Origin of the sequence: Pseudomonas sp. CP-1 (assembly GCF_021213715.1) — a bacterium.
GTDB classification, from domain to species: domain Bacteria; phylum Pseudomonadota; class Gammaproteobacteria; order Pseudomonadales; family Pseudomonadaceae; genus Pseudomonas; species Pseudomonas aeruginosa.
The window spans coordinates 1-25,469 of the sequence record NZ_JAJQKY010000019.1 but is presented as its reverse complement, the minus strand read 5'-3'; the positions used below and the strand labels follow the sequence as shown (position 1 = coordinate 25,469).

Sequence of the window (25,469 nt, the reverse complement as noted above, 5' to 3'; positions counted from 1 at the left end):
GGGTCGTTCCTTTGCCGGGGTGGGACGGGACGAGCGGACTCGTCCCCTGCGGGCGGGTCAGGGCTGGCCGGCGAGCCAATCGCGGTCGGCGAGGAAATACTCGGTCAGGCGCGCTTCCTCGCTGCCCGGCTCGGGTTTCCAGTCATAGCCCCAGCGCACCTGCGGCGGCAACGACATCAGGATCGATTCGGTACGGCCGCCGGACTGCAGGCCGAACAGGGTGCCACGATCGAAGACCAGGTTGAACTCCACGTAGCGACCGCGACGATAGGCCTGGAACTCTCGCTGCCGTTCATCGAACGGCGTGTGCTTGCGGCGCTGGACGATCGGCAGGTAGGCGTCGATATAGGCGTCGCCGATAGCGCGGATGAAGGCGAAGCAGGTGTCGAAGTCCCACTGGTTGAGGTCGTCGAAGAACAGGCCGCCGATGCCGCGCGGCTCGTTGCGGTGCTTGAGATGGAAGTAGCGGTCGCACCATTCCTTGTAGCGCGGATAGACGTCCGCGCCGAACGGCGCGCAGGCGTCGCGAGCGACCCGGTGCCAATGCACGCAGTCTTCCTCGTGGGCGTAGTAGGGGGTCAGGTCGAAGCCGCCGCCGAACCACCAGACCGGCTCCTCGCCTTCCTTCTCGGCGCAGAAGAAACGCACGTTGGCATGGGAAGTCGGCACGTGGGGGTTTTCCGGATGGATCACCAGCGACACGCCGAGCGCCTGGAAACCGCGCCCGGCCAGTTCCGGCCGATGGGCGCTGGCCGAGGGCGGCAGGCTATCGCCGAAGACGTGGGAAAAATTCACCCCGCCCTTCTCGATCAATGCGCCGTCGCCGATTACCCGCGTCCGTCCGCCGCCACCGGCCGGACGCTCCCAGGCGTCCTCGGCGAAGCGGGCCTTGCCGTCCTCCGCCTCGAGGGCGGCGCAGATGCGGTCTTGCAGGTCGAGCAGGTAGGTTTTGACAGCGGCGATACGGTCGGTCACGGAGTTCACCTTGGAGCGGGGAGGCCGCGCGGGGCGCGGGCTGGCGACGAAACGAGGGCGCAAGCATACCACCCTGGATGGGTAGCCGGCGCTTGACGGCCGTCAAGGGGAAGGCTTGGATGAAGGCCTTTACCCAGGGTCGCCCACCCGGCGCGACCGTCCGAAACCCTGACGAAGCAGGAGTTCCAGCATGGCCAAGCGCATCCAGTTCGCTGCCTACGGCGGCCCCGAAGTCCTCGAATACCGCGACTACCAACCCGCCGAGCCGGGCCCCCGGGAAGTCCGCGTGCGTAATCGCGCCATCGGCCTGAACTTCATCGACACCTACTACCGTAGCGGCCTCTATCCAGCCCCCGGCTTCCCTTCGGGGCTGGGTAGCGAAGGGGCCGGCGAGGTCGAGGCGGTGGGCAGCGAAGTGACCCGTTTCAAGGTCGGCGACCGCGTCGCCTACGCCACCGGCCCGCTGGGCGCCTACAGCGAACTGCATGTGCTGGCGGAGGAGAAGCTGGTCCACCTGCCCGACGGCATCGACTTCGAACAGGCCGCCGCGGTGATGCTCAAGGGGCTCACCACCCAATACCTGCTGCGCCAGACCTACGAACTGCGGGGCGGCGAAACCATTCTCTTCCATGCCGCCGCGGGCGGCGTGGGCCTGTTCGCCTGCCAATGGGCCAAGGCCCTTGGAGTGCAACTGATCGGCACCGTCAGCTCGCCGGAAAAGGCGCGCCTGGCCAGGCAGCACGGTGCCTGGGAGACCATCGACTACAGCCACGAGAACGTGGCGCGGCGGGTGCTCGAACTGACCGACGGGAAGAAGTGCCCGGTGGTCTACGACTCGGTGGGCAAGGATACCTGGGAAACCTCGCTGGACTGCGTGGCGCCGCGCGGCTTGCTGGTCAGCTTCGGCAACGCCTCGGGGCCGGTGACCGGGGTCAACCTCGGCATCCTCTCGCAGAAGGGTTCGCTGTACGTGACCCGGCCGACCCTGGGCAGCTACGCCGATACCCCGGAAAAACTCCAGGCGATGGCCGACGAGCTGTTCGGCCTGATCGAGCGCGGCGACATCCGCATCGAGATCAACCAGCGCTTCGCCCTGGCCGAAGCAGCCAGGGCGCATACCGAACTGGCCGCACGGCGAACCACGGGCTCGACCGTACTGTTGCCCTGAAGCGCGTACTCAGGCCGGGCGGATGACCTGTCCGGTCACCAGGTCGCGGATCAGGCTGGGGTTGCGGCGCCCGCCAAGGGCGCCGCCGAGGATAGCGTCCAGCTCGTCGTGGAAGTATTGCTCCACCCGCAGCCGCGTGCGCGCCGCCGGGCGCCCGGCCGGATTGGCCGAGGTGGAGATCAGCGGACCGGTGAGATGGCACAGTTCCTGTACCAGGGGATGGTCGGTGACCCGCACGGCGACGCTGTCGTGGACGCCGGTGACCCACTCCGGCAGGCGCTCCTGGTGCGGCACCAGCCAGGTGTTCGGCCCCGGCCAGGTACCGGCCAGGCGGTCCAGCCAGACGTCCGGCAGGTCTTCGAGAAGGAAGTCGAGCTGGTGGATGTTCGCCGCCACCACGATCAGGCCCTTTTCCACCGGCCGCGCCTTCAGCGCCAGCAGGCGATACACCGCATCCTCGTTCCACGGGTCGCAGCCGAGCCCCCATACCGCCTCGGTGGGATAGGCGATCACGCCGCCCTCGCGGACGACCCGGGCGGCGCATTGCGCACGAAAGCTGCTGATCATCGACTCACTCCAGCGGACAGGGTGCGCGAAGTGTACGGTTTCAGCCGGAGCGATGCACCCAGGTGCCGGCCTCGCAGGCGACCCGGCCGTCGAGTTCCAGTTCGCTGAGCGTCGCCAGCACGTCGGGCAGCGTCATGCCGCTGGCGGCGGCCAGGCCTTCGCTGGTGTAGGGCGCGGCGCGCAGCAGCGCCAGCAAAGGGTGGGGCAGGGGTTGCGCCGGCGCTTCCGCTGGCTCCGCCTGCGCCCAGCCGCGCAGTGCTTCGAGCACGTGCCCGACGCTTTCCACCAGCAGCGCGCCATCGCGAATCAGCTGGTGGCAGCCACGTGCGCCGGGGTGGTGGATGGAACCCGGAATGGCGTACACCTCGCGACCCTGTTCCGCCGCCAGCCGCGCGGTGATCAGCGAGCCGCTGGCGGGACTTGCCTCGACCACCAGCACACCCAGCGAGAGTCCGCTGATGATGCGGTTGCGCCGGGGAAAGTTTGCCGGCAGCGGCGGGCTGTCCAGCGGCAGCTCCGAAACCAGCGCGCCGCCACCCTCGACGATGCGCCGCGCCAGCGCCTCGTGGCGGCGCGGATAGAGCCTGCGCAGGCCGGTGCCGAGGACTGCCACGGTCGCGCCGCCAACCTCCAGCGCGCCCTCGTGGGCGGCGCCATCGATGCCCAGGGCCAGCCCGCTGGTGATGGCGAAGCCGCCCTGCGCCAGGCTGCGCGCAAAGCTCCGGGCGGTGCCCAGCCCGGCGGGGCTGGCGCGGCGGCTGCCGACCATCGCCAGTTGCGGCCGTTCCAGAGTCTCCGGGGTGCCTTCGACGTACAGCAGCGGCGGGGCATCGGCGACTTCGGCGAGCAGTGCCGGGTATCCCGGGTCGTCCCACATCAGCAGGTGCCTGCGCGGACCTTCCAGCCAGCGCAGGGCTTCACCCGCCGCTTCCCGCACCGCCGGGCTGCGCCGCGCGGCAGCGGCCTCGGCAGGCACTCCCAGGGTGCGCCAGGCGCCGGCTGGCGCGGCAAGCGCGGAAGAGGCCGAACCGAAGGCCTCGATCAAGCGCAGGAAGCGCATGGGTCCCAGTTCGGGCAGGCCATGCAGGCGCAGCCGTGCTTCCAGTTCGGCTGGAGAATGGTTCTTCATCGCGACTCATCCATAGCAGGCAGGTCCATCGCTGACAGGAAGAGGGGAAGGGTCCGGCTTCCATCCTGGAAACCGTCGTATGAAATTTCCTTCCCCCAGAAACGCGAAACCCCCGCCGAGGCGGGGGTTTCGAGTCAGGGATTCTGCACCCTGTCGGTTACCGAGAGCGGCCTGCTGGCCATCAGAACCAGGGCGTAGCTCAGCTTCTTGTAGGTACGGAACACCATCAGCAGGCCGGCGCGTTCGTCGGGAATCTTCACCGACTCACCGGTAACGCGGTCGCGCACCGTCTCGCCGACCTTGTAGATCGCCAGCACGTTGCCCTCGGCCAGCCCGTCGCGCTGGCCACGGTTCAGGGTGACCACGTCGAACTGGCCGATCTGGGTCACGCCGCGCGGTACGTCGATGATTTCGCCCTTCACCTCGCGGCTCGGCTCGCCGGGCATGAAGGTGGAATTCACCGCACGCTCCTCGGTGGGGAACAGGCGGTCGCCCAGGCGCACTTCCTGGGTGGTGCGGGTCAGCGCCAGGGTCGCGACGTCGCCTTCGGTGGCTACCACCTCGCCGCCGCCGATGTCGTCGGCGTTGATGCCGAGGACTTCCTTGGTCTTCGGATCGATGTAGACCTTGCCCTGGCGGAAGATGCCATAGGCCGGCTGGCCGTCGGCGAACTTGCCGCGGGCGTAGATGCGGTCGCCGGTGCCGCTGACGATCCGCTCGGCGTTGCCGGCGACGATGTACGGCGCACTGGTGAAGGTCTTCTCGTCATCGACGATGCGGTTGGCCAGCAGGAAGCTGTTGATCTTGTCCAGCGGGATGGTCGGGATAGCCTCGGCGATCGGCGTGCTGCGGATCTTCGGCGACAGCTTGATGGTCCCGCGCGATTCGCCACGGTTCAGCACCAGGCGCGGCTGGCCATCGACGTAGACCAGGCTGAGGGTGTCGCCGGGGTAGATCAGGTGGGGATTCTGGATCTGCGGGTTGGCGTGCCAGAGTTCCGGCCACTTCCATGGCTGGCGGAGGAATTTCCCCGAGATGTCCCACAGGGTATCGCCCCTGACCACCGTGTAGCGGTCCGGATGCCCTTCCCTGAGGTCGACCTGGGCCTGCGCCAGACCGCTCGCGGCAAGGAGCAGAAGGGCGACTAGTGATTTCCTCATGCAGTGAATCCCTTTATCATGTCGACATACGCGAAACGCCCGAAGCCCGCGAGAAACGCGGTCTGAAGCCGTTTTCAAGCTGCGCGCCATCTTAGCAGCGGATTTTCAATCGATTCCACAAGTGCATCACAAACGCATATGGCCATCCTGAACATTCTCGAATTCCCCGATCCGCGCCTGCGGACCATCGCCAAACCGGTGGAGGTGGTCGACGACGCGGTGCGCCAGCTGATCGACGACATGTTCGAAACCATGTACGAAGCCCCGGGCATCGGCCTCGCCGCGACCCAGGTGAACGTGCACAAGCGCATCGTGGTCATGGACCTCAGCGAAGACAAGTCCGAGCCGAGGGTATTCATCAACCCCGAGTTCGAACCGCTGACCGAGGAAATGGACCAGTACCAGGAAGGCTGCCTGTCGGTACCCGGCTTCTACGAGAACGTGGACCGACCGCAGAAGGTCCGGATCAAGGCCCTCGACCGCGACGGCAACCCCTTCGAGGAAGTCGCCGAAGGCCTGCTGGCGGTATGCATCCAGCACGAATGCGACCACCTCAACGGCAAGCTGTTCGTCGACTACCTGTCCACCCTCAAGCGCGACCGCATCCGCAAGAAGCTGGAAAAGCAGCATCGACAGCAGGCGTGACCCCATCCCCCAAAGGCTTGCCCCGGCAAGCCTTTTTCTTTTAGCGAGCCCCGCATGAGCCAAGCATTGCGCATCGTCTTCGCCGGAACCCCGGAATTCGCCGCCGAGCATCTCAAGGCCCTGCTCGACACCCCACATCGGATCGTCGCCGTCTACACCCAGCCCGACCGGCCGGCCGGCCGCGGGCAGAAACTGATGCCCAGCGCGGTGAAGAGCCTGGCCCTGGAGCATGGCCTACCGGTCATGCAGCCGCAGAGCCTGCGCAATGCCGAGGCCCAGGCGGAGCTGGCGGCGCTGCGCGCGGACCTGATGGTGGTGGTCGCCTATGGCCTGATCCTGCCCCAGGCGGTACTCGATATCCCGCGCCTGGGCTGCATCAACAGCCACGCCTCGCTGCTGCCGCGCTGGCGCGGCGCCGCGCCGATCCAGCGCGCGGTGGAAGCCGGCGACGCGGAGAGCGGCGTCACCGTGATGCAGATGGAAGCCGGGCTCGACACTGGCCCGATGCTGCTCAAGGTGAGCACGCCGATTTCCGCCGCGGACACCGGCGGCAGCCTGCACGACCGGCTCGCCGCGCTCGGCCCGAAAGCGGTGGTCGAAGCCATCGCCGGCCTGGCCGCCGGCACCCTGCATGGCGAGGTCCAGGACGACGCCCTGGCCACCTACGCGCACAAGCTGAACAAGGACGAGGCACGCCTCGACTGGAGCCGTCCGGCCGTCGAACTGGAGCGCCAGGTCCGCGCCTTCACCCCGTGGCCGGTCTGCCACACCAGCCTCGCCGATGCTCCGCTGAAAGTCCTCGGCGCCAGCCTGGGGCAGGGTAGCGGGGCGCCCGGAACCATCCTCGAGGCCAGCCGCGACGGCCTGCTGGTCGCCTGCGGCGAAGGCGCCCTGCGCCTGACCCGCCTGCAATTGCCGGGCGGCAAGCCACTGGCCTTCGCCGACCTCTACAACAGCCGTCGCGAGCAATTCGCCGCCGGCCAGGTGCTCGGCCAATGAACCCGCGTCTCGCCGCCTGCCAGGCGCTGGCCGCGGTGCTCGCCGGACGCGCCTCGCTGTCTGGCGCGCTGCCGCCGCAACTGGACAAGGTCGCCCCGCGTGATCGCGGCCTGACCCAGGAGCTGGCCTTCGGCGCGGCGCGCTGGCAACCGCGCCTGCAGGCCCTGGCCGCGCGCCTGTTGCAGAAGCCGTTCAAGGCCGCCGACACCGATATCCACGCCCTGCTGCTGATCGGCCTCTACCAGTTGCTCTACACGCGGATTCCGCCGCACGCCGCGATCGGCGAGACCGTCGGCTGCGCCGACAAGCTGAAGAAGGGCTGGGCCAAGGGCGTGCTCAACGCCGTGCTGCGCCGCGCGCAGCGCGAAGGCGAGACGCTGCTGGCCGAGGTCGACCGCGATCCCTCGGCGCGCCTGGGCCATCCGCGCTGGCTGCTGAAAGCGCTCAAGCAGGCCTGGCCGGAGCAACTCGACGCGCTCTGCGCGGCGAACAACGCACACCCGCCGATGACCTTGCGGGTCAATCGGCGCCATGGCGAGCGCGATGCCTACCTGGCCGAACTCGCCGAAGCCGGGATCGAGGCCCGCGCCTGCGACTACAGCCGCGACGGCATCCAGCTCGCCGCGCCGCGCGACGTACGCGAACTACCGGGCTTCGCGGAGGGCCGCGTCAGCGTCCAGGACGAAGCCGCGCAACTGGCCGCCGAGCTGCTCGAAAGCGCGCCCGGCCAGCGTGTCCTCGACGCCTGCTGTGCGCCTGGCGGCAAGACCTGCCACCTGCTGGAAACCCAGCCGGGACTGGCCGAAGTGGTCGCCGTCGACCTCGAGGAGAGCCGCCTGGTAAGGGTTCGGGAAAACCTCCAGCGGCTCGGCCTGCAAGCCAGCCTGGTCGCCGCCGACGCCAGGGCCACCGGGGAGTGGTGGGACGGCAAGCCGTTCCAGCGCATCCTCCTCGACGCGCCGTGCTCGGCCACCGGGGTGATCCGCCGCCACCCGGACATCAAGCTGGCGCGCAAGCCGGAAGACATCGCCGCCCTGGCGCACCTGCAAGGTGAATTGCTCGACGCACTGTGGCCTACCCTGGAAGTCGGCGGCGTGCTGCTCTATGCCACCTGTTCGGTGATGCCGGCGGAAAACAGCGACAGCATCGCCGCCTTCCTTGCCCGTACGCCCGGCGCCCGCGAACTGGACCTTCCCGGCCCCTGGGGCATGAAACAGCCCCACGGCCGCCAGTTGTTGCCGCAGGTGGAAGGCCACGATGGCTTCTACTATGCCAAGCTGATCAAGATATCCGCCCGTTGATCGAAACCTGACGAGCCGTTCCTGCCATGAAAATCATCATCCTAGGTGCCGGCCAGGTCGGCGGCACACTGGCCGAGCACCTGGCCAGCGAAGCCAACGACATCACCGTGGTCGACACCGACGGCGACCGCCTACGCGACCTCGGCGACCGCCTCGACATCCGCACCGTGCAAGGCAAGGCCTCGTTCCCCACGGTGCTGCGCCAGGCCGGCGCCGACGACGCCGACATGCTGGTGGCGGTGACCAATAGCGACGAAACCAACATGGTCGCCTGCCAGGTCGCCTACACCCTGTTCAACACCCCGACCAAGATCGCCCGCGTCCGCGAGCCGGCCTACCTGACCCGTACCGGCCTGTTCGACAACGAGGCGATCCCGGTGGACGTGCTGATCAGTCCGGAGCAGGTGGTCACCAACTACATCAAGCGCCTGATCGAACATCCCGGCGCGTTGCAGGTGATCGACTTCGCCGAAGGCAAGGCGCAACTGGTCGGCATCAAGGCCTACTACGGCGGCCCTCTGGTAGGGCAGGAGCTGCGCCAGTTGCGCGAGCACATGCCGAACGTGGATACCCGCGTCGCCGCGATCTACCGCCGCAACCGGCCGATCATTCCCCAGGGCGACACGGTGATCGAGGCCGACGACGAAGTCTTCTTCATCGCCGCCAAGGCCCATATCCGCGCGGTAATGGGCGAGATGCGCAGGCTCGACGACAGCTACAAGCGGATCATCATCGCCGGCGGCGGCAATGTCGGCGAGCGCCTGGCCGAGGCCATCGAGAGCCGCTACCAGGTGAAGATCATCGAGCGCAGCCCGCTGCGCTGCCGGCACCTCTCGGATACCCTGGACAGCACCATCGTGCTCAACGGCAGCGCTTCCGACCGCGACCTGCTGCTGGAGGAGAACATCGGCGAGACCGACGTGTTCCTCGCCCTGACCAACGACGACGAGGCCAACATCATGTCCTCGCTGCTGGCCAAGCGGCTCGGCGCGAGCAAGGTGATGACCCTGATCAACAACCCGGCCTATGTCGACCTGGTGCAAGGCGGCGAGATCGACATCGCCATCAGCCCGCAACTGGCGACCATCGGCACCCTGTTGGCCCACGTTCGCCGCGGCGACATCGAGAGCGTACACTCGCTGCGCCGCGGCGCAGCCGAAGCGATCGAGGTGGTGGCCCATGGCGACGCCAAGTCGAGCAAGGTGATCGGTCGCTCGATCAACGAGATCAAGCTGCCGCCGGGCACCACCATCGGCGCGCTGGTGCGCGACGAGGAAGTGCTGATCGCCCACGGCGACACCCACATCGAGAGCGGCGACCACGTGCTGCTGTTCCTGGTCGACAAGAAATACATCCGCGACGTCGAGCGACTGTTCCAGGCCGGCCTGACGTTCTTCTGAGGCACGCCCTATCGCGAACGGCGATAGGGCTTCGGCCTACGAACACGAAGGGGCCGCGTGCCTCCTTCGCAACGGCCGAAGCCCCCTGTTCCGTGCAAAGCCTGGCCGGAGCCGGGCACAATGGCCGACATCGTTGGAAGAGGGCAGGATGATGATCGAAGGTCTGGAAAAGATGCTGGCCAAAGGCGTGGACAATGCGCTGCTGCGCTTCGGCCTGGGCAAGGGCTACCTGGACGCGGGCGACGCCGAACGCGCGACGGAACACCTCCAGCGTTGCGTAGAGCAGGACCCGAAGTATTCCGCTGGCTGGAAACTGCTGGGCAAGGCGCGCCAGGCTGCCGGCGATCTCGCGGGCGCCCGGCAGGCCTGGGAGCAAGGCCTGGCAGCTGCCGCGACGCATGGCGACAAGCAGGCCGAAAAGGAAATGACGGTGTTCCTGCGCAAGCTCGACAGGGCGAGAACCTGAGCGTCCGGCCGAGGCTCGCGCTTCCCCGGCCAGGACGGAGTACAGCGCGTTCTCTCCACCCGTAGGCCGGAGTTCCGGCAGACGGGTCGGGCGTCCTCATCCAGCGCTGGCGGAACGGTTCGAGCACGCCCCGACGACACTTTTACAAAGACCTGTTCCACACATTCGTAGGCAACTTCTGTCAACGATGTAGCCTGCATCCCGAACGCCCAACACCCCATTGAGCGACCGCTGCCGGCCCTCTAGCTTCGACTCATCGCTTCGGTCCAAGCCCGAACGCGACACCCGACTTCAACTACTTTTCCGGAGCCAACATGTCGAAGCACGAGCGTTCAGTCCCGTCCTATGTAGAATACCCATACGAGCAAGCGATTCTCTACGTTCACCGGAACGCCTCCGCCAATGAGATGCTCGAATCCGTACAGGAGCGCCTCAGGGCTCTCCTCGGCCTCCTCCATGCCTTGGAAAGGATCGAAGTGCGGACAGGGCAGGGCGTTCCCATTCAGCGCGTGGCGCACATCCTGGTCACGCTCGGCGGCGATGCCCTGACGCTGCTCACGGCCGCGCACCGGGCTACCACCTCCTAACGAAGAAGGGCGCAACGGTCACGGCCGTTGCGCCCTTCCTCCAGACTGCCTCGATGAGCCTCAAGCGTTGCTCTGCGGCCGCCCCGGCAGCATCTTCAGGATGCCGTTGAGTAGCATGCCGTAGAGCGGCACGAACAGCAGAAGACTGATACTCAGCTTCACTCCGTAGTCCACCGTGGCGATTTCCACCCAGTGCTGCGCCATGAACGGATTGTCGCTGCGCCAGAACGCCACGAAGAAGAAGGTGAAGGTGTCCAGCAGGTTGCCGAGGATGGTCGAGGCGACTGGCGCGGTCCACCAGTGCCGGGAACGACGGAGGCGGTCGAATACCTGGATGTCGAGGATCTGCCCGAGCACATAGGCGAGGAAGCTTGCCAGGGATATCCGTGCGACGAAGGTGTTGAACTCCAGCAGCGCGGAGAAACCACGGAACGCCGCTTCCTGGAACAACACCGAGACCACGTAGGAGGCGATCAACGCCGGGATCATGACCCGGGCGATGACCAGCCGGGCAGGGCCCTTGCCCAGCAAGCGCACGGTGAGGTCGGTAGCCAGGAAGATGAACGGAAAGCTGAAGGCGCCCCAGGTGGTGTGCCAGCCAAACAGGGTGATCGGCAACTGCACCAGGTAGTTGCTGGCGATGATGATGAAGATGTGGAAGGCGATCAGGCCGGCCAGGGTGCCGCGCCAGGCCGCCGGAGAAGAAGCTGACATGTACTGTCCTTTTTGCGCGATGGGGTGAGGGAACCCATGCCCGGCACCATGCCGAGCGGCGCGCATTCTAGCCGATAACCGGCAGCGGTTTCGCCCACTCTGTGATCAGTGGCTCATGCCTGGGGTTCCACGTGGAACATCACCGTTCAGGCTTCGCTGAGAAAGCGCAGGCCGACGCCTTCCGCATCGACTCGCACGACTTCCATCTGCAGGATCGGCGCGTCGATCGGCAGATCCTGTACCTGGCCAGTAACGACACTGCCTGTTGGGAGCTGGGTCAGATCCGGGTGTTTGACATAGACCCCGGTGTCGGAGAGGTCGCGTGTCTGCGCCATCAGCTCGCCAAATAACGGGTGACTGATACGGATTCGGCACTTGAGCGGGGTTCGTGGGTATTGTCGTTGATTATCCATCGAGTCCCTCGGAACCTGCGGAGGAGGCGGCAGAGCTGAGCATAGTACCCGGATATGAAAAAGGCGTCTTCCGACGCCCTTTCCTCAGTACCATTTTTTCTCGCCATCCGGGCGGTTCTTGAAGCGCTTCATGCTCCACATGTACTGGCTGGGATAGGCTCGTACATACTTCGCCAACTCGCGGCTCATGGCTGCTACAGACACTTCCAGGTCCTTGTCGTACATGTCCGCCGGAGCCGCTTCGAGGATCACCTTGTAACCGCTACCATCGGGCAGGCGCACCGCATGGAAGAACACTCCACGCGCCTTGCCGCGTGAAAGCAACTGCGGGACGAATTTGCTGATCAATGCAGTGGTGCCCAGGTAGGGCACGAAGAGCCCAGCGGTACGCGCGGGCTCGGGGTCGGCGGGAATCCCTACGCAACCGCCTTTCTTCACTTCCTTGATGACACTGAGGATACCCTCCGGAGTGGAAGGTGCGACGCGATTGCCCAATTGCACGCGTTGCTTCTTCAGCAACTCGTCCACTGCCTTCAGCTTGGGCGGACGATAGAAGATGATCGGCTTGGCGTAAGAGCAATAGAAGTGGTTGAGTACTTCCCAGTTTCCCAGGTGACTGGTAATGCCGACCAGGCCATCGCCGGAAGCCAGCGCTTCCTCCAGCACTTCCATGCCTTCGACCTCGCGGATGTACCTCAGCGACTTTTCAGGCGGCCAGATCCAGGCACAGGCACTTTCGGTGAGGGTACGGCCAATATCCATCAGGCTTTGTCCGACCAGCTTTTCCAGTTCGGTTTCGGACAACTCGGGGAAGCACTTGGACAGGTTGATCCGCACTACCTCGCGGGATCGATTCGGCAATTTCCACATCAGCCAGCCTATGCCGGCCCCGACGCCTTGTACGGCACGCCAGGGCAATAGCGCGAACAGGCGTAGGGCCCCCACCACCAGGGCACCTTTGAATTTCTCCACGAAACACTCCTCGCTCGACTCGAACGCGCATTGTACGCCAGGAAGAAGGGCGAGGGCGGCAGCCAAGGAAGCGGGGCGACCAGCTATGCTGCGCGCCGATGTTCCACGTGGAACATCCGAACGCATCCATCAGGGAGCGCCCGGCTAGCCGACGAGTTGGGCGTAACGGTCGCAGTCCTGGGTATGGTCCATGACCATGCCGCTGGCCTGCATGAAGGCGTAGCAGATGGTCGGCCCGACGAAGTTGAAGCCGGCCTTGCGCAGCGCCTTGCTCATGGCCTCGGCTTCCGGGGTAATCGCCGGCACCTCGGCACGACCAGCGAAATGGTTGATCTTCGGCTGGCCGCCGACGAAGGACCAGAGGAACCCAGCCGGGTCATCCAGCTCCAGCCAGGCCTGGGCGTTCTGCCGCGCAGCGTTGAGCTTGGCCCGATTGCGAATGATGCCGGGGTCGAGCATCAGTTCGTCGATCTCAGCGTCGCTCATTTGTGCCACCCGCTGCACGTCGAAGCCGAACAGCACCTCGCGGTAGCGCTCGCGCTTCTTCAGCACGGTGATCCAGGACAACCCGGCCTGGAAGCCCTCCAGCAGCAGAAGTTCGAACAGCGCGTCGGGATCGCGCTGCGGCACACCCCACTCCTCGTCGTGGTAGGCCATGTAGAGAGGATCGTCGTTGCACCAGAAGCAGCGTGGCATAAGGCTTTCCGTGGTTTTCCAGGGATCGGGGGACGGGCGAGGCGGCGCGGGAATCGGGTATACTTCCGCGTTTTGTATCGAAGCCTCAGCACAGGTGAATTTCGTGAGCCAGACTACGCCCGCCGTGCGCACCTTCCAAGACCTGATTCTCGCCCTGCAGAACTACTGGGCCGAGCAGGGCTGCGTGGTGCTGCAGCCCTACGACATGGAAGTGGGCGCCGGCACCTTCCACACCGCCACCTTCCTCCGCGCCATTGGCCCGGAGACCTGGAACGCCGCCTACGTCCAGCCGAGCCGCCGCCCCACCGACGGCCGCTACGGCGAGAACCCCAACCGCCTGCAGCACTACTACCAGTTTCAGGTGGTCCTGAAGCCGAACCCGGAGAACTTCCAGGAGCTGTATCTCGGCTCGCTGAAAGCCATCGGCATCGACCCGCTGGTCCACGACATCCGCTTCGTCGAGGACAACTGGGAATCGCCGACCCTCGGCGCCTGGGGCCTGGGTTGGGAAATCTGGCTGAACGGCATGGAAGTCACCCAGTTCACCTACTTCCAGCAGGTCGGCGGCATCGAGTGCTATCCGGTCACCGGCGAGATCACCTACGGCCTGGAGCGCCTGGCCATGTACCTGCAAGGCGTGGATTCGGTCTACGACCTGGTCTGGACCGACGGCCCGTTCGGCAAGGTCACCTATGGCGACGTGTTCCACCAGAACGAGGTGGAGCAATCCACTTTCAACTTCGAGCACGCCAACGTGCCGAAGCTGTTCGAACTGTTCGACTTCTACGAAAGCGAAGCCAACCGCCTGATCGCGCTGGAGCTGCCGTTGCCGACCTACGAGATGGTCCTCAAGGCTTCGCATACCTTCAACCTGCTGGATGCGCGGCGCGCCATCTCGGTCACCGAGCGCCAGCGCTACATCCTTCGCGTGCGTACCCTGGCCCGCGCCGTGGCGCAGAGCTACCTGCAGGCCCGCGCGCGCCTCGGCTTCCCCATGGCCACCCCCGAATTGCGTGACGAAGTACTGGCCAAGCTGAAGGAGGCCGAATGATGAGCGCCAAGGATTTCCTGGTCGAACTGGGCACCGAAGAGCTGCCGCCAAAAGCCCTCAACAGCCTCGGCGAAGCCTTCCTCAGCGGTATCGAGAAGGGCCTCAAGGCTGCCGGTCTGAGCTATGCCGCTGCGCGTTTCTATGCGGCGCCGCGCCGTCTCGCCGTGCTGGTCGAGCAACTCGCCGTGCAGCAGCCCGACCGTACCGTCAACCTAGACGGTCCGCCGCTGCAGGCCGCCTTCGACGCCAGCGGTAACCCGACCCAGGCCGCCCTGGGCTTCGCCAAGAAGTGCGGCGTGGATCTGCAGCAGATCGACAAGAGCGGTCCGAAGCTGCGCTTCAGCCAGACCATCGCCGGCCAACCGGCCGCCGGCCTGCTGCCGGGCATCGTCGAGGCCTCGTTGAACGAACTGCCGATTCCCAAGCGGATGCGCTGGGCAGCTCGCCGCGAGGAGTTCGTGCGTCCGACCCAATGGCTGGTGATGCTGTTCGGCGACGACGTGGTCGAGTGCGAGATCCTCGCCCAGAAAGCCGGGCGCGAATCCCGTGGCCACCGCTTCCACAATCCGGACAATGTGCGTATTTCCAGCCCGGCAGCGTATCTGGAAGACCTGCGCGGCGCTCATGTGCTGGCCGATTTCGCCGAGCGCCGCGAGCTGATCGCCAAGCGCGTGGCCGAACTGGCCGCCGAGCAACAGGGCAGCGCCATCGTGCCGCCGAGCCTGCTCGACGAAGTGACTGCACTGGTCGAGTGGCCGGTGCCGCTGGTCTGCTCCTTCGAGGAGCGCTTCCTCGAGGTCCCGCAGGAAGCCCTGATCACCACCATGCAGGACAACCAGAAATACTTCTGCCTGCTGGACGCCAACGGCAAGCTGCTGCCTCGCTTCATCACCGTCGCCAACGTCGAGAGCAAGGCGCCGGAGAACATCGTCAGCGGTAACGAGAAGGTGGTTCGCCCGCGCCTCACCGACGCCGAGTTCTTCTTCAAGCAGGACAAGAAGCAGCCGCTCGAAAGCTTCAATGAGCGCCTGCGCAACGTAGTGTTCCAGGCCCAGCTCGGCACCGTGTTCGAGAAGGCCCAGCGCGTCTCCGGCCTGGCCGCCTACATCGCCGAACGTATAGGCGGCAATGCGCAGAACGCCGCGCGCGCCGGCATCCTGTCCAAGTGTGACCTGGCGACCGAGATGGTCGGCGAGTTCCCCGAGATGCAGGGCATCGCCGGCTACTACTACGCCACCCACGGCGGCGAAGCGGAAGACGTCGCCCTGGCCCTCAACGAGCAGTACATGCCGCGCGGCGCCGGCGCCGAGCTACCCTCGACCCTGACCGGCGCCGCCGTGGCGGTGGCCGACAAGCTCGATACCCTGGTCGGTATCTTCGGCATCGGCATGCTTCCCACCGGCAGCAAGGACCCCTACGCGCTGCGCCGTGCCGCGCTGGGCGTGCTGCGCATCCTCATCGAGAAGCAGCTCGACCTGGACCTGGTAGCCGCGGTCAACGCCGCCGTCGAGCAATACGGCGACAAGGTCAAGGCCGCCGGCCTGGCCGAGCAGGTGCTGGACTTCGTGTTCGACCGTCTGCGCGCGCGCTACGAGGACGAAGGCGTGGACGTGGCCGTGTACCAGTCGGTGCGCGCGCTCAAGCCAAGCTCGCCGCTGGACTTCGACCAGCGCGTACAGGCCGTCCAGGCCTTCCGCCAGTTGCCTGAAGCCGAGGCCCTGGCCGCGGCGAACAAACGGGTGTCGAATATTCTCGCCAAGTCCGAGGACGAGGTTCCGCCGAACGTGGATGCCAGCCTGCTGGTGGAAGCCGCCGAGAAGGCCCTGGGCAGCGCCGTGGCGTACGCCGAGAGCGAAGTCGCGCCGCTGGCAGCGGCACGCGACTATCGCGCCGCGCTGGCCCGCCTGGCGGCCTTGCGCGAGCCGGTGGATACGTTCTTCGCCGATGTGATGGTCAATGTCGACGACGCGGCGGTGCGCGCCAACCGCTATGCGCTGCTGGCCAAGCTGCGCGGGTCGTTCCTCGGGGTGGCGGACATCTCGCTGCTCGGCTGAGCCAGTCCCGCCTCGAAGAAAAGGCCCGGCGTCCTCGCGACACCGGGCCTTTTTCACTACAGGACCTTCAGATACTCCAGCAGCGCGCGCTTCTCCTCGGCCGACAGGCTGGTGCCGTACTCATGGCCGCAGCGGCTGTTGCCGGAATCACGCTGCTCGCAGCCGGTGGTCTTCAGCACATAGCTGCCGAATTGGGTCTGCTGGGCGGCGAGGCCGACCTTGTCCACGTCGTAGGCCGAGCCCACCGGGAAGGATTCCACCCGCTCCGCGGCCGGCTTCAGCAACTCTTCCAGGGTCGGCACCGAGCCGTTGTGCAGGTACGGCGCCGCCGCCCAGATCCCCTGCAGGACCCGCGACTCGTAGGGGTAGGGGTCGGCCTGGGTACGCACCGGCTTCTGGAAGGCGGTCAGCAGTTGCCGGGTTTCGTCGGTCATCACGCTTTCCGGCTTGACCGCCGCCGCCTTGGCATCGTGCTTCTCACCGAGGATCGGCACGAAGTGCTGCAGGATCGAACCGGCCACCGCTACGGCGAGTACGTCGAAGGCTCCGTCGGTCGCCTTCAGCGGCTGGCCGAACGGCATCCGCGCGCCCTCCATCACGCCGGTCTGCACCTGGCCATCGAGGATGGCGTGCTGGCGGCTGTCGCTGCCGACGTCCCTCAGCGGAGTGTCCCAAAGCACCAGGTCCTTGATCCGGATGCCGTGGCACTCCACGCAGCCACCTTCGTCGGTCTTGCGGGCGAAGATCAGCGCGCCTTTCCTGGCCAGGTGCTTGTCCACCGCCCAGGGCCACTTCGGCGGGCCGATCTTCTTGATCAGGTCTTCCAGCTTGCCCAGCCCGTGGAAGTTGGCCGAGTTGACCTTCAGGTAGTCCATGCCCAGCAGGTGGAACTTGCTCTTCTGCGGGTGGAAGGTGGCGAACACCCCGTAGACCTCGCCGACATTGCGCGCCAGGCCGAGCAGGTCGTTGCCGTTGGCGGCGAAGCCGGGCCACTGGGTCTTGTTCTGCCGCGCCGCGTTCCACAGGAACGGGTAGCGCACCGGCGCATCCGCCGCCTTGATGTTGTCGGGAATCAGGTAGGGCGGCGCGGTGCCGATATCCAGCCCGGTAAGGCGGTTGAAGATCATCGATACCGCGTCCAGCCGCGCCGGTCCCCAGGTGTCCTTGGGCAGCGCGCGCTCGATCAGCGTGTGATAGGGCTCGTACCATTCCTTCACCGCCGCGAGCAGGGCGTCGCGCGCACCGGGAGGCGGATTGGCCCCGAGGATCTGCTTGGCGAAGGCGTCGAAGGCGGCGTCATCGCTGGTCAGCGGTCCCACGGCCCGATCGAGGTCGGCGAGGAATGCCTGGAAGTCGACGATCGCCGGACCGCCGTCGATCCGATAGGCCGTGCCCTTCACCTCGATCTGCCGGGTATGGCAGGCCGAACAGGTCATGCCGACCATCTGCCGGGCGCCCGTGCCGGCTACGGTGAAGCCCACCGGCAGGCCTTCCGCGGGCGCCTTGGGATTGGGCAAATAGCCGTAGCGGGCCAGGCTGTCGGCGAGGAAAGGCGTTCCATCCGGCTGTCGCAACGCCTTGAGCCAGGGCAGGGGCATCACCTGCGAGCCCTGGTCGCGGCTGTAGAAGTCCTGGCGGTGGCTTTCGGTCCATTCCTTGCCCTGGTCGAGCATGACCGGAGCGGCCGCCAGGGCGGCGGAAGAAAGAGCCAGGGAAGCGAGGGACAAGCTTGAAAGGTGCAGTGTCTTTTTCAGGCGTTTCACGGTTACCGTCCTTGGGAACGGGCAGACGCCCCGGAACTCCCCGTCGTCATGCCCGCTCCACCTGTGGTGGAAACACGGCCGGTCGGCCGTGCTGGCATGCGATAGGCGCTTACTGCGTTACTCCGGTGATCCACCCGCCAAGGGGTTCGCACGTACTCCGAGACACCCACTGCTGCGTGCCAAATGACTCCCTGGCCTGGGATTGCCATTCCATTGCCATTATTGAATCTAGTACAGATTGTCCAGCGTAGGGGGCTCGTCGATCCATCCGCGATGCTCCGGCTGGCTGAGGTAGAATCGATCCTTTCCGTTCATGGCCAACTGCGCATCGATGTCCCGTTCCCTGCTGATTCTCGACCGCGATGGAGTCATCAACCTCGACTCCGACGATTACATCAAGACCCTCGACGAGTGGATCCCCATCCCCAGCTCGATCGAGGCCATCGCCCGCCTGAGCAAGGCCGGCTGGACCGTCGCGGTGGCTACCAACCAGTCCGGCATCGCCCGTGGCTATTACGACCTGGCGGTGCTCGAGGCCATGCACGCGCGCTTGCGCGAACTGGTCGCGGAGCAGGGCGGCGAGGTCGGCCTCATCGTCTATTGTCCGCATGGACCGGACGACGGCTGCGACTGCCGCAAGCCGAAGCCGGGTATGCTGCGGCAGATCGGCGAGCACTACGGGGTCGATCTGTCGGGTATCTGGTTCGTCGGCGACAGCATCGGTGACCTGGAGGCGGCGCGGGCCGTCGATTGTCAGCCGGTGTTGGTAAAGACCGGAAAAGGTGTACGTACGCTGGGCAAGCCCTTGCCAGAGGGCACCCTGATATTCGACGATCTGGCGGCAGTCGCCAGCGCATTACTTCAGTAAGGTCAGAATACATGTCGACAGTGCAGGCCATCAGAACCGTCCTCTTTTACCTGCTGCTGTCCGCCAGCGCGTTCGTCTGGGGCACCCTCAGCTTCTTCATCGCGCCGATCCTGCCGTTCCGCGCCCGCTACCGCTTCGTGGTACAGAACTGGTGCCGCTTCGCGATCTGGCTGACCCGCGTGGTCGCCGGCATCAGCTACGAGGTGCGCGGACTGGAGAACATCCCGGAAAAGCCCTGCGTGATCCTCTCCAAGCACCAGAGCACCTGGGAAACCTTCTTCCTCTCCGGCTTCTTCGAGCCACTCAGCCAGGTACTCAAGCGCGAGCTGCTCTACGTGCCGTTCTTCGGCTGGGCCCTGGCCCTGCTCAAGCCCATCGCCATCGACCGCAGCCAGCCCAAGCTGGCCCTCAAGCAACTGGCCAAGCAGGGCGACGAGTGCCTGAAGAAAGGCGCCTGGGTGCTGATCTTCCCGGAAGGCACGCGTATTCCGGTGGGGCAGATGGGCAAGTTCTCCCGCGGCGGCACCGCCCTGGCGGTCAACGCCGGGCTACCGGTACTGCCGATCGCCCACAACGCCGGGCAGTATTGGCCCAAGGCCGGCTGGGCCAAGTACCCGGGCACCATCCAGGTAGTGATCGGCCCGGCCATGCACGCCGAAGGCGAAGGCCCGCGTGCCATCGCCGAGCTAAACCAGCGCGCCGAAGCCTGGGTCAGCGAGACCATGGCCGAGATCAGCCCCATCCAGCAGCGGGTCAGCCATCCGGAGCCGTCGGTGGTCTCGTGAAGGGCCGCAAAGCCCCCTGCAAGGCGCACTGTGCGCCGATTCGATAAAAGAAGCCCCGCCATAGCGGGGCTTCTTGTTTTCACGCGAGGCACAAAGCAAGGCCGGTTGGCAACGATCGACCGAATCGACCGGCGTCCGCTGCCCACACATGGAGCCGTGGGTTTATGGAGAGCTAGTGGTTCTCGCCCTCGCAGTCTCGGGATAGATTGGCCTGGTCATGCACCAGAACATTCTGGCCATCCAAACCCTGCTCAGCGGCCAGACCCAGATAAGCGAGCTACGCCTCCGCACGATCATTGGGCTGGAACATGAAAACGCAGAGCTTAAAGCCATGCTTCGAGCCCATGAAGCGCAGTTGATACAGCTTTCAAGACGCATTGAAGTGAGTGAATCCGGCAACGAGCGAGCACTGGCCGTGCAGACAAGAATTTAATGTTGTAGTGGCTGTTTGCCTTTACCTACAAGGTCGGTCTGGATAATGTGATAGACGACACAGGCCCACTCCTATGAGGTAGTGCGCGCCCTACACGCCACGATTTGTGCAGGTCTGGGCTGTGTCCTCACGGAATTGGTATGGAAATGGATTGGGAAGCGCTGTTAGACGAACTGTGGAGCTATGCCGCATCGGATCCAAATGAGCTGGAGACGAAGATTCGCGCGTGCTTGAAAGGTCATTCCTCAGAAGGTCTGCTTCAAGCAGTTGCGCTTCTAATTTCCCAAGGGCAGCACGCCACCGCCCGAACGCTTCTCAGTGAGTTCCTTAAAAGCCACCAGGCAGCAGCAGGTATCGGCCGCCGTCTTGAGCTCATTCTGCATTTCAAGAAAAGTCGCGCCCCCCAACCCCTTTCGCTTAAGAGCAAGCAACACAACAAAGAGACTCTGCTACAAGACGTCAATCACCTCGTCGCCGCTGGCAAATTGCAAGCGGCTGAGTCACTCCTGCTTGAGGCTATCGATACAAGCGAAGAGCCTGACTTTCTGAACCTACTCAGCCGCGTGTACATGCTGCAACGCCGCCCTATTGACGGGGCCAAGGCAATGCAACGTGCACTACTGCTAAAACGCCAACAAGAGGCTTTTGTAGAGCCAGATCTAGATTCAGAAGACGACTTACCGACAGCTAGCGACCTGGCATTTCTAAATGACTCAGCCACGTCATTGGCGACACTGGAACTCCCATCGGTGCCCAGTGCCCAGACCTCGACTGTGGCAGTCGACAACGAGCTCAGTTTCATTCAACAGGCTTCTGCCCAGCTCCCTCCCTTAAACCAGGACGGTTGGTGGGAAAACCATGTTGAACCCGCCTCTATTGAAACGACTGAACTCACCGATGCTGGTGAGGAGACCGACGCTCTTGATGCAGCCCCGGCCATTACAGAAGATGTGGTGGAACAGGTAGATGAAGACGAGACCTCTTCACCAACTCCTAAAAAGCCCCTTCTCAAACTTGGCTTGCCAAGAAAACCCACTGAGCCCGGCGAATCGAAGGCCAGCGTCAAAGTATTCAATAAATCGGGACGACCTCTAAGAATCATCCCTACATCACCGTTGAGCCCACCGGGGCCAGACACTGATGAGCTACCCGAGCCGCCGGATACTGCTCCAGTATCCGAAGAACCTGTCATCCCCTCCGAGGTTCATGACGAGATCCTCGACGAGTACGATGATGATCTTCCTCAAGATGAACTTGAGCTGGACGTACCTAGTCCGGTGCAAATGGGCCTGGGGCTTGAAGACCCTGAAGATGACATCGACTTCGATCATGACCTGCATGATCTGACCATCATCGAGCTGGGCAAAGAACACGACGGGGACACCAACGCCGCTCTGGATGACTTCCGTGATCTAGACGATGACTACGCTGCCTATGCCTTTGACCCGGATGAAGTCTTCGACAATGAGGAGCCGTCAGCAGCCGAATCCACTGATTGGCTGGCAGACAAGCTTTCCCGTGAAGATCGCGCACTTCAGAAAGCTGCGGAACTGATTGGAAAAGCCAACTGGCCACTCAGCACACTGCCCTTGGTTCAGCAGATTTTTGTCATGAGCGGCTGGGGGGCAACTCGTCTTGCATTGGAGAGAGAGATCGAAAAGGGGCTCACTCCTGAGGAGCTGATCCTTGCTGCGCACATCAAAGTGATCTGGGCCGAAAACGATATCTACTGGATCGCCTTCGATAAAACCGGCAGTAGTCGCCTGTCCTACTACGTTCTGTCCTGGCCGACAGCGCTGCTGATCGTGCGCTCCTTTGAGTCGCTTCCCCAGGTAGAAGAGATCGAGGTCTTCCTCGAAAACCTATTTGCGTCCTGGTACGAAAACAGCACATTGCGCCGCGCGTTTAAAGCCTTTGCACGCTACCTATGGTTCAGGTTTGCCAACCTGGAAGGTTGCTTGCCCGCCAGCCAGCACTTTGATTTCCATGATCCTCGCGAGCTACCAGCTGAGGAATACGGTGATCTGGGACTTTGCGACACGCTAGAAATCGAGAAGGCCGAGCGCCTGCGGGAATTTGGTGTTTTCCAGACAAAGCATCCCCAGGAGCCCAGTTGCTACTTCAGTGACAAGCCCTATGTCAGAGAAGAAGAGCCAAGCCTTAATGCCTCAGGGAAAAGAAAGCAGGTGAAGGCTGATCCCGCAGACACAGAACCTCTTTCAGATATCGAGGATGACACCGCAGGTATCGACGGTGTTGAAGAGGATTCGGCTGTGCCTCAATGGTCAGCTGCACCGCTCGCATCTGCCTTGCACACACAGAATATCGACCAACCTTCGCCAAGCATTGAGCCGTAAGGATAAAGGACTAGCCCATGAAGCCCCTCAAACTCTCCCACGTTCCTGGTTGCTGGGTCAGCCAGACTCTACCCAGCGGCCAGGGCGAACGCCGGGGTATCGTCAAAATGGCCATTGCTAAAGAAGCCGAAGATCAGCTTCAGGTTCACTGGTTCAGTCCGGAGAAGAAACTGGCCTATGTCGATGCATCTGCCGTGCGCTCAGGCTTTCAAAATGGCATGGACGTAGTCGACGAAACACCTGGTAGCGGTGTTCGCTCACTAGGGCAGGGCGTGATCATGCAGCAACGTACCTTGGCGGGAAGCGAGCAAGTCCTTGTCGACTTTCCTGAGCGAGGCGAACGCCATTGGCTGCCCTATCAGTACCTGCGTCAGGTGAAGGGCGTTAAGCATCGGTTTGTCACTGCCAGTAAAGGCGAAGCGGTCGATGCGGAACGCATGCGACTGCGCATGCTCGCCCATGCCATCAAGGTATGGAATGAAAACACGGGGGCCCTTTCTCACCTAGAGATTGAACCGCTACCTCATCAGATTCACTTGGTACACCACATTATCGCCTCCGGCAACTACAACTGGTTGATCGCTGACGATGTGGGCCTTGGGAAAACCATTGAGACCGGAATGCTCCTGCATGCGCTACGGCAACGAGACCTGATCAAACGCATCTTGCTGGTTACCCCCGCCGGCCTGACCAAGCAGTGGCAGGAAGAGCTGTACCACAAGTTCAAGATCGAAGACTTTGAAATCTATGGTGAGGACTTTTTCATCAACGAACCTCGCCAATGGAAGATGCACGACTGTGTCATTGGCTCCATGGATCGACTCAAGCAGGAGGGTCACTTGGAGAGCCTGCTCCAGGCTGAGCTCTGGGATCTGGTGATATTTGACGAAGGCCATCGACTCAGCCGTCGCCAGTACGGCCAGAAGCTGGACAGCTCTGAGCGCTATGACCTGGCGAAAAGCCTACGTAGTCAAACCGAGCACATGCTTTTGCTAAGTGCGACCCCTCACCAGGGCATGCAAGACAAGTTTGTCGCGCTGCTGGAACTGCTTCGCCCCGAGCGACGCACCGACCTCATGGCTCTCAACATCAAGCCAGAAATCCTACATGACATGGTGTTCCGCAATCACAAGGCGGATGTAACGGATGCAGAAGGGAACTTCATCTTCCAAGGCAAAATTACCAGTGCCTTGCAGGTGCCCAGCAGTAAGGAATCCATCGAATTCGATAAAACCCTTCAGGACTATCTGCGCAAAGGCTATGACGCGGGTGAAGCACTGGGGCGAACCGGTAACGCCATTGGTTTCGTGATGACCGTCTACCGCAAGCTGGCAGCCTCCAGCGCGGCGGCTATTCACCGGGCGTTGTGCAACCGCCTTCAGCGCCTGCTCGACGATGAGGCCAACGGACTCTCGGATGAAGAGCCCAGAGACCAACGTTATCTGGGTGAATGGGAAGAACAGTTCACCAGTGATGCCCGCGAGTTCTTCGCTGGTGAAGTGCAGCTGCTTAAAGACTTGATTGCCGAAGCAGCAGCACTGAAAGCAAACGACCTCAAACTAAAGCTGTTTATCGAGGACATCATCGGCAAGATCCACGCTGCCAATGCCGATGAGAAGGTGCTGATCTTTACCGAATACCGCACCACTCAAAACTATCTGCGCGAAGCACTTGCTGACCACTATGGCAGCGACCAGGTCGAGCTCATCAATGGCTCCATGCAACATGCTGAGCGACGCGAGGCCATCAAGCGCTTCGAGGAGCAAGGCCGCTTTCTGATTTCGACCGAAGCAGGTGGGGAAGGCATCAACCTCCAGAGCAAATGCCACGTCATGGTCAACTATGACCTGCCCTGGAACCCAATGCGCCTCGTACAACGCATTGGCCGCCTGTATCGCTATGGCCAGAAAAAGAAGGTTGTTGTGTTCAACATCCAGCAAACCGACAGCCTGGATCAGAACATCGTCGACCTAATGTATGAGCGCATCGACAGCGTGGTTACCGACCTCGCCGAGATTCAGCGGCATGAGTTCAACGAAGGCTTGAAGGATGAAATCCTAGGCCAGCTGGCCGAGCTAATTGACGTAGAAGACATCCTGCAAGAGGCAACAAAACTCGGCATAGACCGCACCCGTGAGCGCATCGACGAAGCGCTGAAGCAGGCGCGTACTGCTGCTGCTAAACAACGAGAGCTGTTTGCCCATGCCGCCACCAGCGACCCCAATGAACTGCGCGATGAGCTCGAAATTACTGTCGATCATCTCTACAGCTTCGTCCTTGGGATGTTCGATCAATTGGGCATTGAGGTCGCTGAGCGCAGCCACAAAGAGCGGCTTTTGCGTATCAGATTGTCCGAGCAGGTGATGCGCGACATGGGGCTATCCCCGAAGGCCTCGCGGCGTATGGATGTGACCTTGGATCGCATGCTGGCAGCCAATCGCCCAGACACCCACATGCTCGACCTCAACTCCAAGCTGATGCAGTACCTGCTGGGCAAAGCCTGCGAGTACGACTTTGGCGGTCTGGCTGCAATGCTCAAAGCACCAGAACTAGAAGAGGGTGCTCTGCTTGGAGCCATGCTGCGCTGGCAAGGCCCTCAGGGAAAACGGATGCGGCAAGAGTTTGTAGCCATTCAGGTGAACGATGGCAAAGCCAAGCTGAACCCTGCAAAGGCCAGCCAATGGCTGCTGACACCTGCCGAGCACAGCCCCCAGAGCCCCGATACTGATACCTCCAAATTGCTGTTCAAAGTCGCTGAAGAAATGGCTAACCAGCGACTGGCTAATGCCAGTAACCGCTATCTAATACCCGAGAATTTGGACTGGGCCTCCGCAGGATGGACACACATCCACTAGCCCGAAAAGATCTCTTGCCCCTGTAAATCAACAGGTTACTGATGACCTGCCCCCCGATTTCAGTATCACGTCAAACTTAGTAGAGTCCGTTTTCCGAGCAGGAGACGGCAG

General features: G+C 63.5%; 23 protein-coding genes. 14 read left to right on the top strand and 9 right to left on the bottom strand.

What is annotated here, in order from left to right; all coding sequences use genetic code 11:
* Positions 1 to 57: 57 nt before the first annotated feature.
* The gene (gene hemF, locus LT948_RS26660) at positions 58 to 975 is read right to left on the bottom strand and encodes an oxygen-dependent coproporphyrinogen oxidase (RefSeq protein WP_003097311.1); all 918 of its coding nucleotides are present in this window, start codon (positions 973 to 975) and stop codon (positions 58 to 60) included.
* Positions 976 to 1,165: 190 nt separating this feature from the next.
* Between hemF and LT948_RS26655 the strand changes: the two genes are divergently transcribed.
* Positions 1,166 to 2,143 carry an NADPH:quinone reductase gene (locus tag LT948_RS26655; protein WP_003097303.1) on the top strand — a complete coding sequence of 326 codons (978 nt, stop codon included), beginning with the start codon at positions 1,166 to 1,168 and terminating at the stop codon, positions 2,141 to 2,143.
* Between the two features lie 9 nt (positions 2,144 to 2,152).
* On the opposite strand, the gene LT948_RS26650 is transcribed toward LT948_RS26655, so the two are convergent.
* From LT948_RS26650 to LT948_RS26640, 3 genes are all read right to left on the bottom strand, one after another.
* Positions 2,153 to 2,710 carry an L-threonylcarbamoyladenylate synthase gene (locus LT948_RS26650; RefSeq protein WP_003097300.1) on the bottom strand — a complete coding sequence of 186 codons (558 nt, stop codon included), beginning with the start codon at positions 2,708 to 2,710 and terminating at the stop codon, positions 2,153 to 2,155.
* 40 nt (positions 2,711 to 2,750) lie between these two features.
* Entirely contained in the window at positions 2,751 to 3,839 is a 1,089-nt protein-coding gene (gene dprA, locus LT948_RS26645) for a DNA-processing protein DprA (RefSeq protein ID WP_023092225.1), read from the bottom strand.
* Between the two features lie 134 nt (positions 3,840 to 3,973).
* Complete coding sequence (locus tag LT948_RS26640; RefSeq protein ID WP_003097294.1) at positions 3,974 to 4,999, bottom strand: LysM peptidoglycan-binding domain-containing protein; 1,026 nt, start codon at positions 4,997 to 4,999, stop codon at positions 3,974 to 3,976.
* Between the two features lie 138 nt (positions 5,000 to 5,137).
* Here LT948_RS26640 and def point away from each other — a divergent pair, with 138 nt between their 5' ends.
* From def to LT948_RS26610, 6 genes are all read left to right on the top strand, one after another.
* Entirely contained in the window at positions 5,138 to 5,644 is a 507-nt protein-coding gene (gene def / locus LT948_RS26635; RefSeq protein WP_003097293.1) for a peptide deformylase, read from the top strand.
* Between the two features lie 54 nt (positions 5,645 to 5,698).
* The gene (gene fmt, locus LT948_RS26630) at positions 5,699 to 6,643 is read left to right on the top strand and encodes a methionyl-tRNA formyltransferase (protein ID WP_009316076.1); all 945 of its coding nucleotides are present in this window, start codon (positions 5,699 to 5,701) and stop codon (positions 6,641 to 6,643) included.
* A complete protein-coding gene (gene rsmB, locus LT948_RS26625) occupies positions 6,640 to 7,944 on the top strand; it encodes a 16S rRNA (cytosine(967)-C(5))-methyltransferase RsmB (RefSeq protein ID WP_023092224.1) in 1,305 nt (434 codons plus the stop codon). The genes fmt and rsmB overlap by 4 nt, the downstream gene beginning before the upstream one ends.
* A gap of 26 nt (positions 7,945 to 7,970) precedes the next feature.
* Positions 7,971 to 9,344, top strand: coding sequence for a Trk system potassium transporter TrkA (gene trkA, locus LT948_RS26620; protein ID WP_003111375.1), 1,374 nt, complete (start codon positions 7,971 to 7,973; stop codon positions 9,342 to 9,344).
* Between the two features lie 148 nt (positions 9,345 to 9,492).
* The gene (locus LT948_RS26615) at positions 9,493 to 9,810 is read left to right on the top strand and encodes a tetratricopeptide repeat protein (RefSeq protein WP_003097288.1); all 318 of its coding nucleotides are present in this window, start codon (positions 9,493 to 9,495) and stop codon (positions 9,808 to 9,810) included.
* A 314-nt stretch (positions 9,811 to 10,124) separates the two neighbouring features.
* Positions 10,125 to 10,397 (top strand): hypothetical protein, encoded by a 273-nt coding sequence (locus tag LT948_RS26610; protein WP_003142201.1) that lies wholly within the window; start codon positions 10,125 to 10,127, stop codon positions 10,395 to 10,397.
* A 60-nt stretch (positions 10,398 to 10,457) separates the two neighbouring features.
* Here LT948_RS26610 and LT948_RS26605 read toward each other — a convergent pair whose 3' ends face one another.
* The 4 genes from LT948_RS26605 to LT948_RS26590 all read right to left on the bottom strand — a co-directional run bounded on the left by LT948_RS26605 (position 10,458) and on the right by LT948_RS26590 (position 13,192).
* Positions 10,458 to 11,111 (bottom strand): 7-cyano-7-deazaguanine/7-aminomethyl-7-deazaguanine transporter, encoded by a 654-nt coding sequence (locus LT948_RS26605; protein WP_003097286.1) that lies wholly within the window; start codon positions 11,109 to 11,111, stop codon positions 10,458 to 10,460.
* A 146-nt stretch (positions 11,112 to 11,257) separates the two neighbouring features.
* Positions 11,258 to 11,524: a PilZ domain-containing protein gene (locus LT948_RS26600; RefSeq protein WP_003114645.1), complete on the bottom strand. Its 267-nt coding sequence runs from the start codon at positions 11,522 to 11,524 to the stop codon at positions 11,258 to 11,260.
* A gap of 84 nt (positions 11,525 to 11,608) precedes the next feature.
* On the bottom strand, positions 11,609 to 12,496 hold the full coding sequence (locus LT948_RS26595) for a lysophospholipid acyltransferase (protein WP_003097282.1): 888 nt from the start codon (positions 12,494 to 12,496) through the stop codon (positions 11,609 to 11,611).
* Between the two features lie 144 nt (positions 12,497 to 12,640).
* Positions 12,641 to 13,192, bottom strand: a complete 552-nt coding sequence (locus LT948_RS26590) for a DNA-3-methyladenine glycosylase I (protein WP_003097280.1) — start codon at positions 13,190 to 13,192, stop codon at positions 12,641 to 12,643.
* A gap of 103 nt (positions 13,193 to 13,295) precedes the next feature.
* Between LT948_RS26590 and glyQ the strand changes: the two genes are divergently transcribed.
* Positions 13,296 to 14,243, top strand: coding sequence for a glycine--tRNA ligase subunit alpha (gene glyQ / locus LT948_RS26585; RefSeq protein ID WP_003097276.1), 948 nt, complete (start codon positions 13,296 to 13,298; stop codon positions 14,241 to 14,243).
* On the top strand, positions 14,243 to 16,297 hold the full coding sequence (gene glyS, locus LT948_RS26580; protein WP_023980069.1) for a glycine--tRNA ligase subunit beta: 2,055 nt from the start codon (positions 14,243 to 14,245) through the stop codon (positions 16,295 to 16,297). The genes glyQ and glyS overlap by 1 nt, the downstream gene beginning before the upstream one ends.
* A gap of 56 nt (positions 16,298 to 16,353) precedes the next feature.
* Here the strand turns inward: glyS and LT948_RS26575 are convergent, their stop codons facing one another.
* Positions 16,354 to 18,060, bottom strand: coding sequence for a di-heme-cytochrome C peroxidase (locus tag LT948_RS26575; protein WP_019485166.1), 1,707 nt, complete (start codon positions 18,058 to 18,060; stop codon positions 16,354 to 16,356).
* A gap of 331 nt (positions 18,061 to 18,391) precedes the next feature.
* Between LT948_RS26575 and gmhB the strand changes: the two genes are divergently transcribed.
* The 5 genes from gmhB to LT948_RS26550 all read left to right on the top strand — a co-directional run bounded on the left by gmhB (position 18,392) and on the right by LT948_RS26550 (position 25,358).
* Positions 18,392 to 18,928, top strand: a complete 537-nt coding sequence (gene gmhB, locus LT948_RS26570; RefSeq protein WP_023092222.1) for a D-glycero-beta-D-manno-heptose 1,7-bisphosphate 7-phosphatase — start codon at positions 18,392 to 18,394, stop codon at positions 18,926 to 18,928.
* Between the two features lie 11 nt (positions 18,929 to 18,939).
* A complete protein-coding gene (locus LT948_RS26565) occupies positions 18,940 to 19,713 on the top strand; it encodes a lysophospholipid acyltransferase family protein (protein ID WP_019485165.1) in 774 nt (257 codons plus the stop codon).
* Positions 19,714 to 19,930: 217 nt separating this feature from the next.
* On the top strand, positions 19,931 to 20,146 hold the full coding sequence (locus LT948_RS26560) for a hypothetical protein (RefSeq protein WP_016852303.1): 216 nt from the start codon (positions 19,931 to 19,933) through the stop codon (positions 20,144 to 20,146).
* A 140-nt stretch (positions 20,147 to 20,286) separates the two neighbouring features.
* A complete protein-coding gene (locus LT948_RS26555) occupies positions 20,287 to 22,503 on the top strand; it encodes a hypothetical protein (protein ID WP_023092221.1) in 2,217 nt (738 codons plus the stop codon).
* Positions 22,504 to 22,940: 437 nt separating this feature from the next.
* Complete coding sequence (locus LT948_RS26550) at positions 22,941 to 25,358, top strand: DEAD/DEAH box helicase (RefSeq protein WP_049311444.1); 2,418 nt, start codon at positions 22,941 to 22,943, stop codon at positions 25,356 to 25,358.
* Positions 25,359 to 25,469 lie beyond the last annotated feature (111 nt).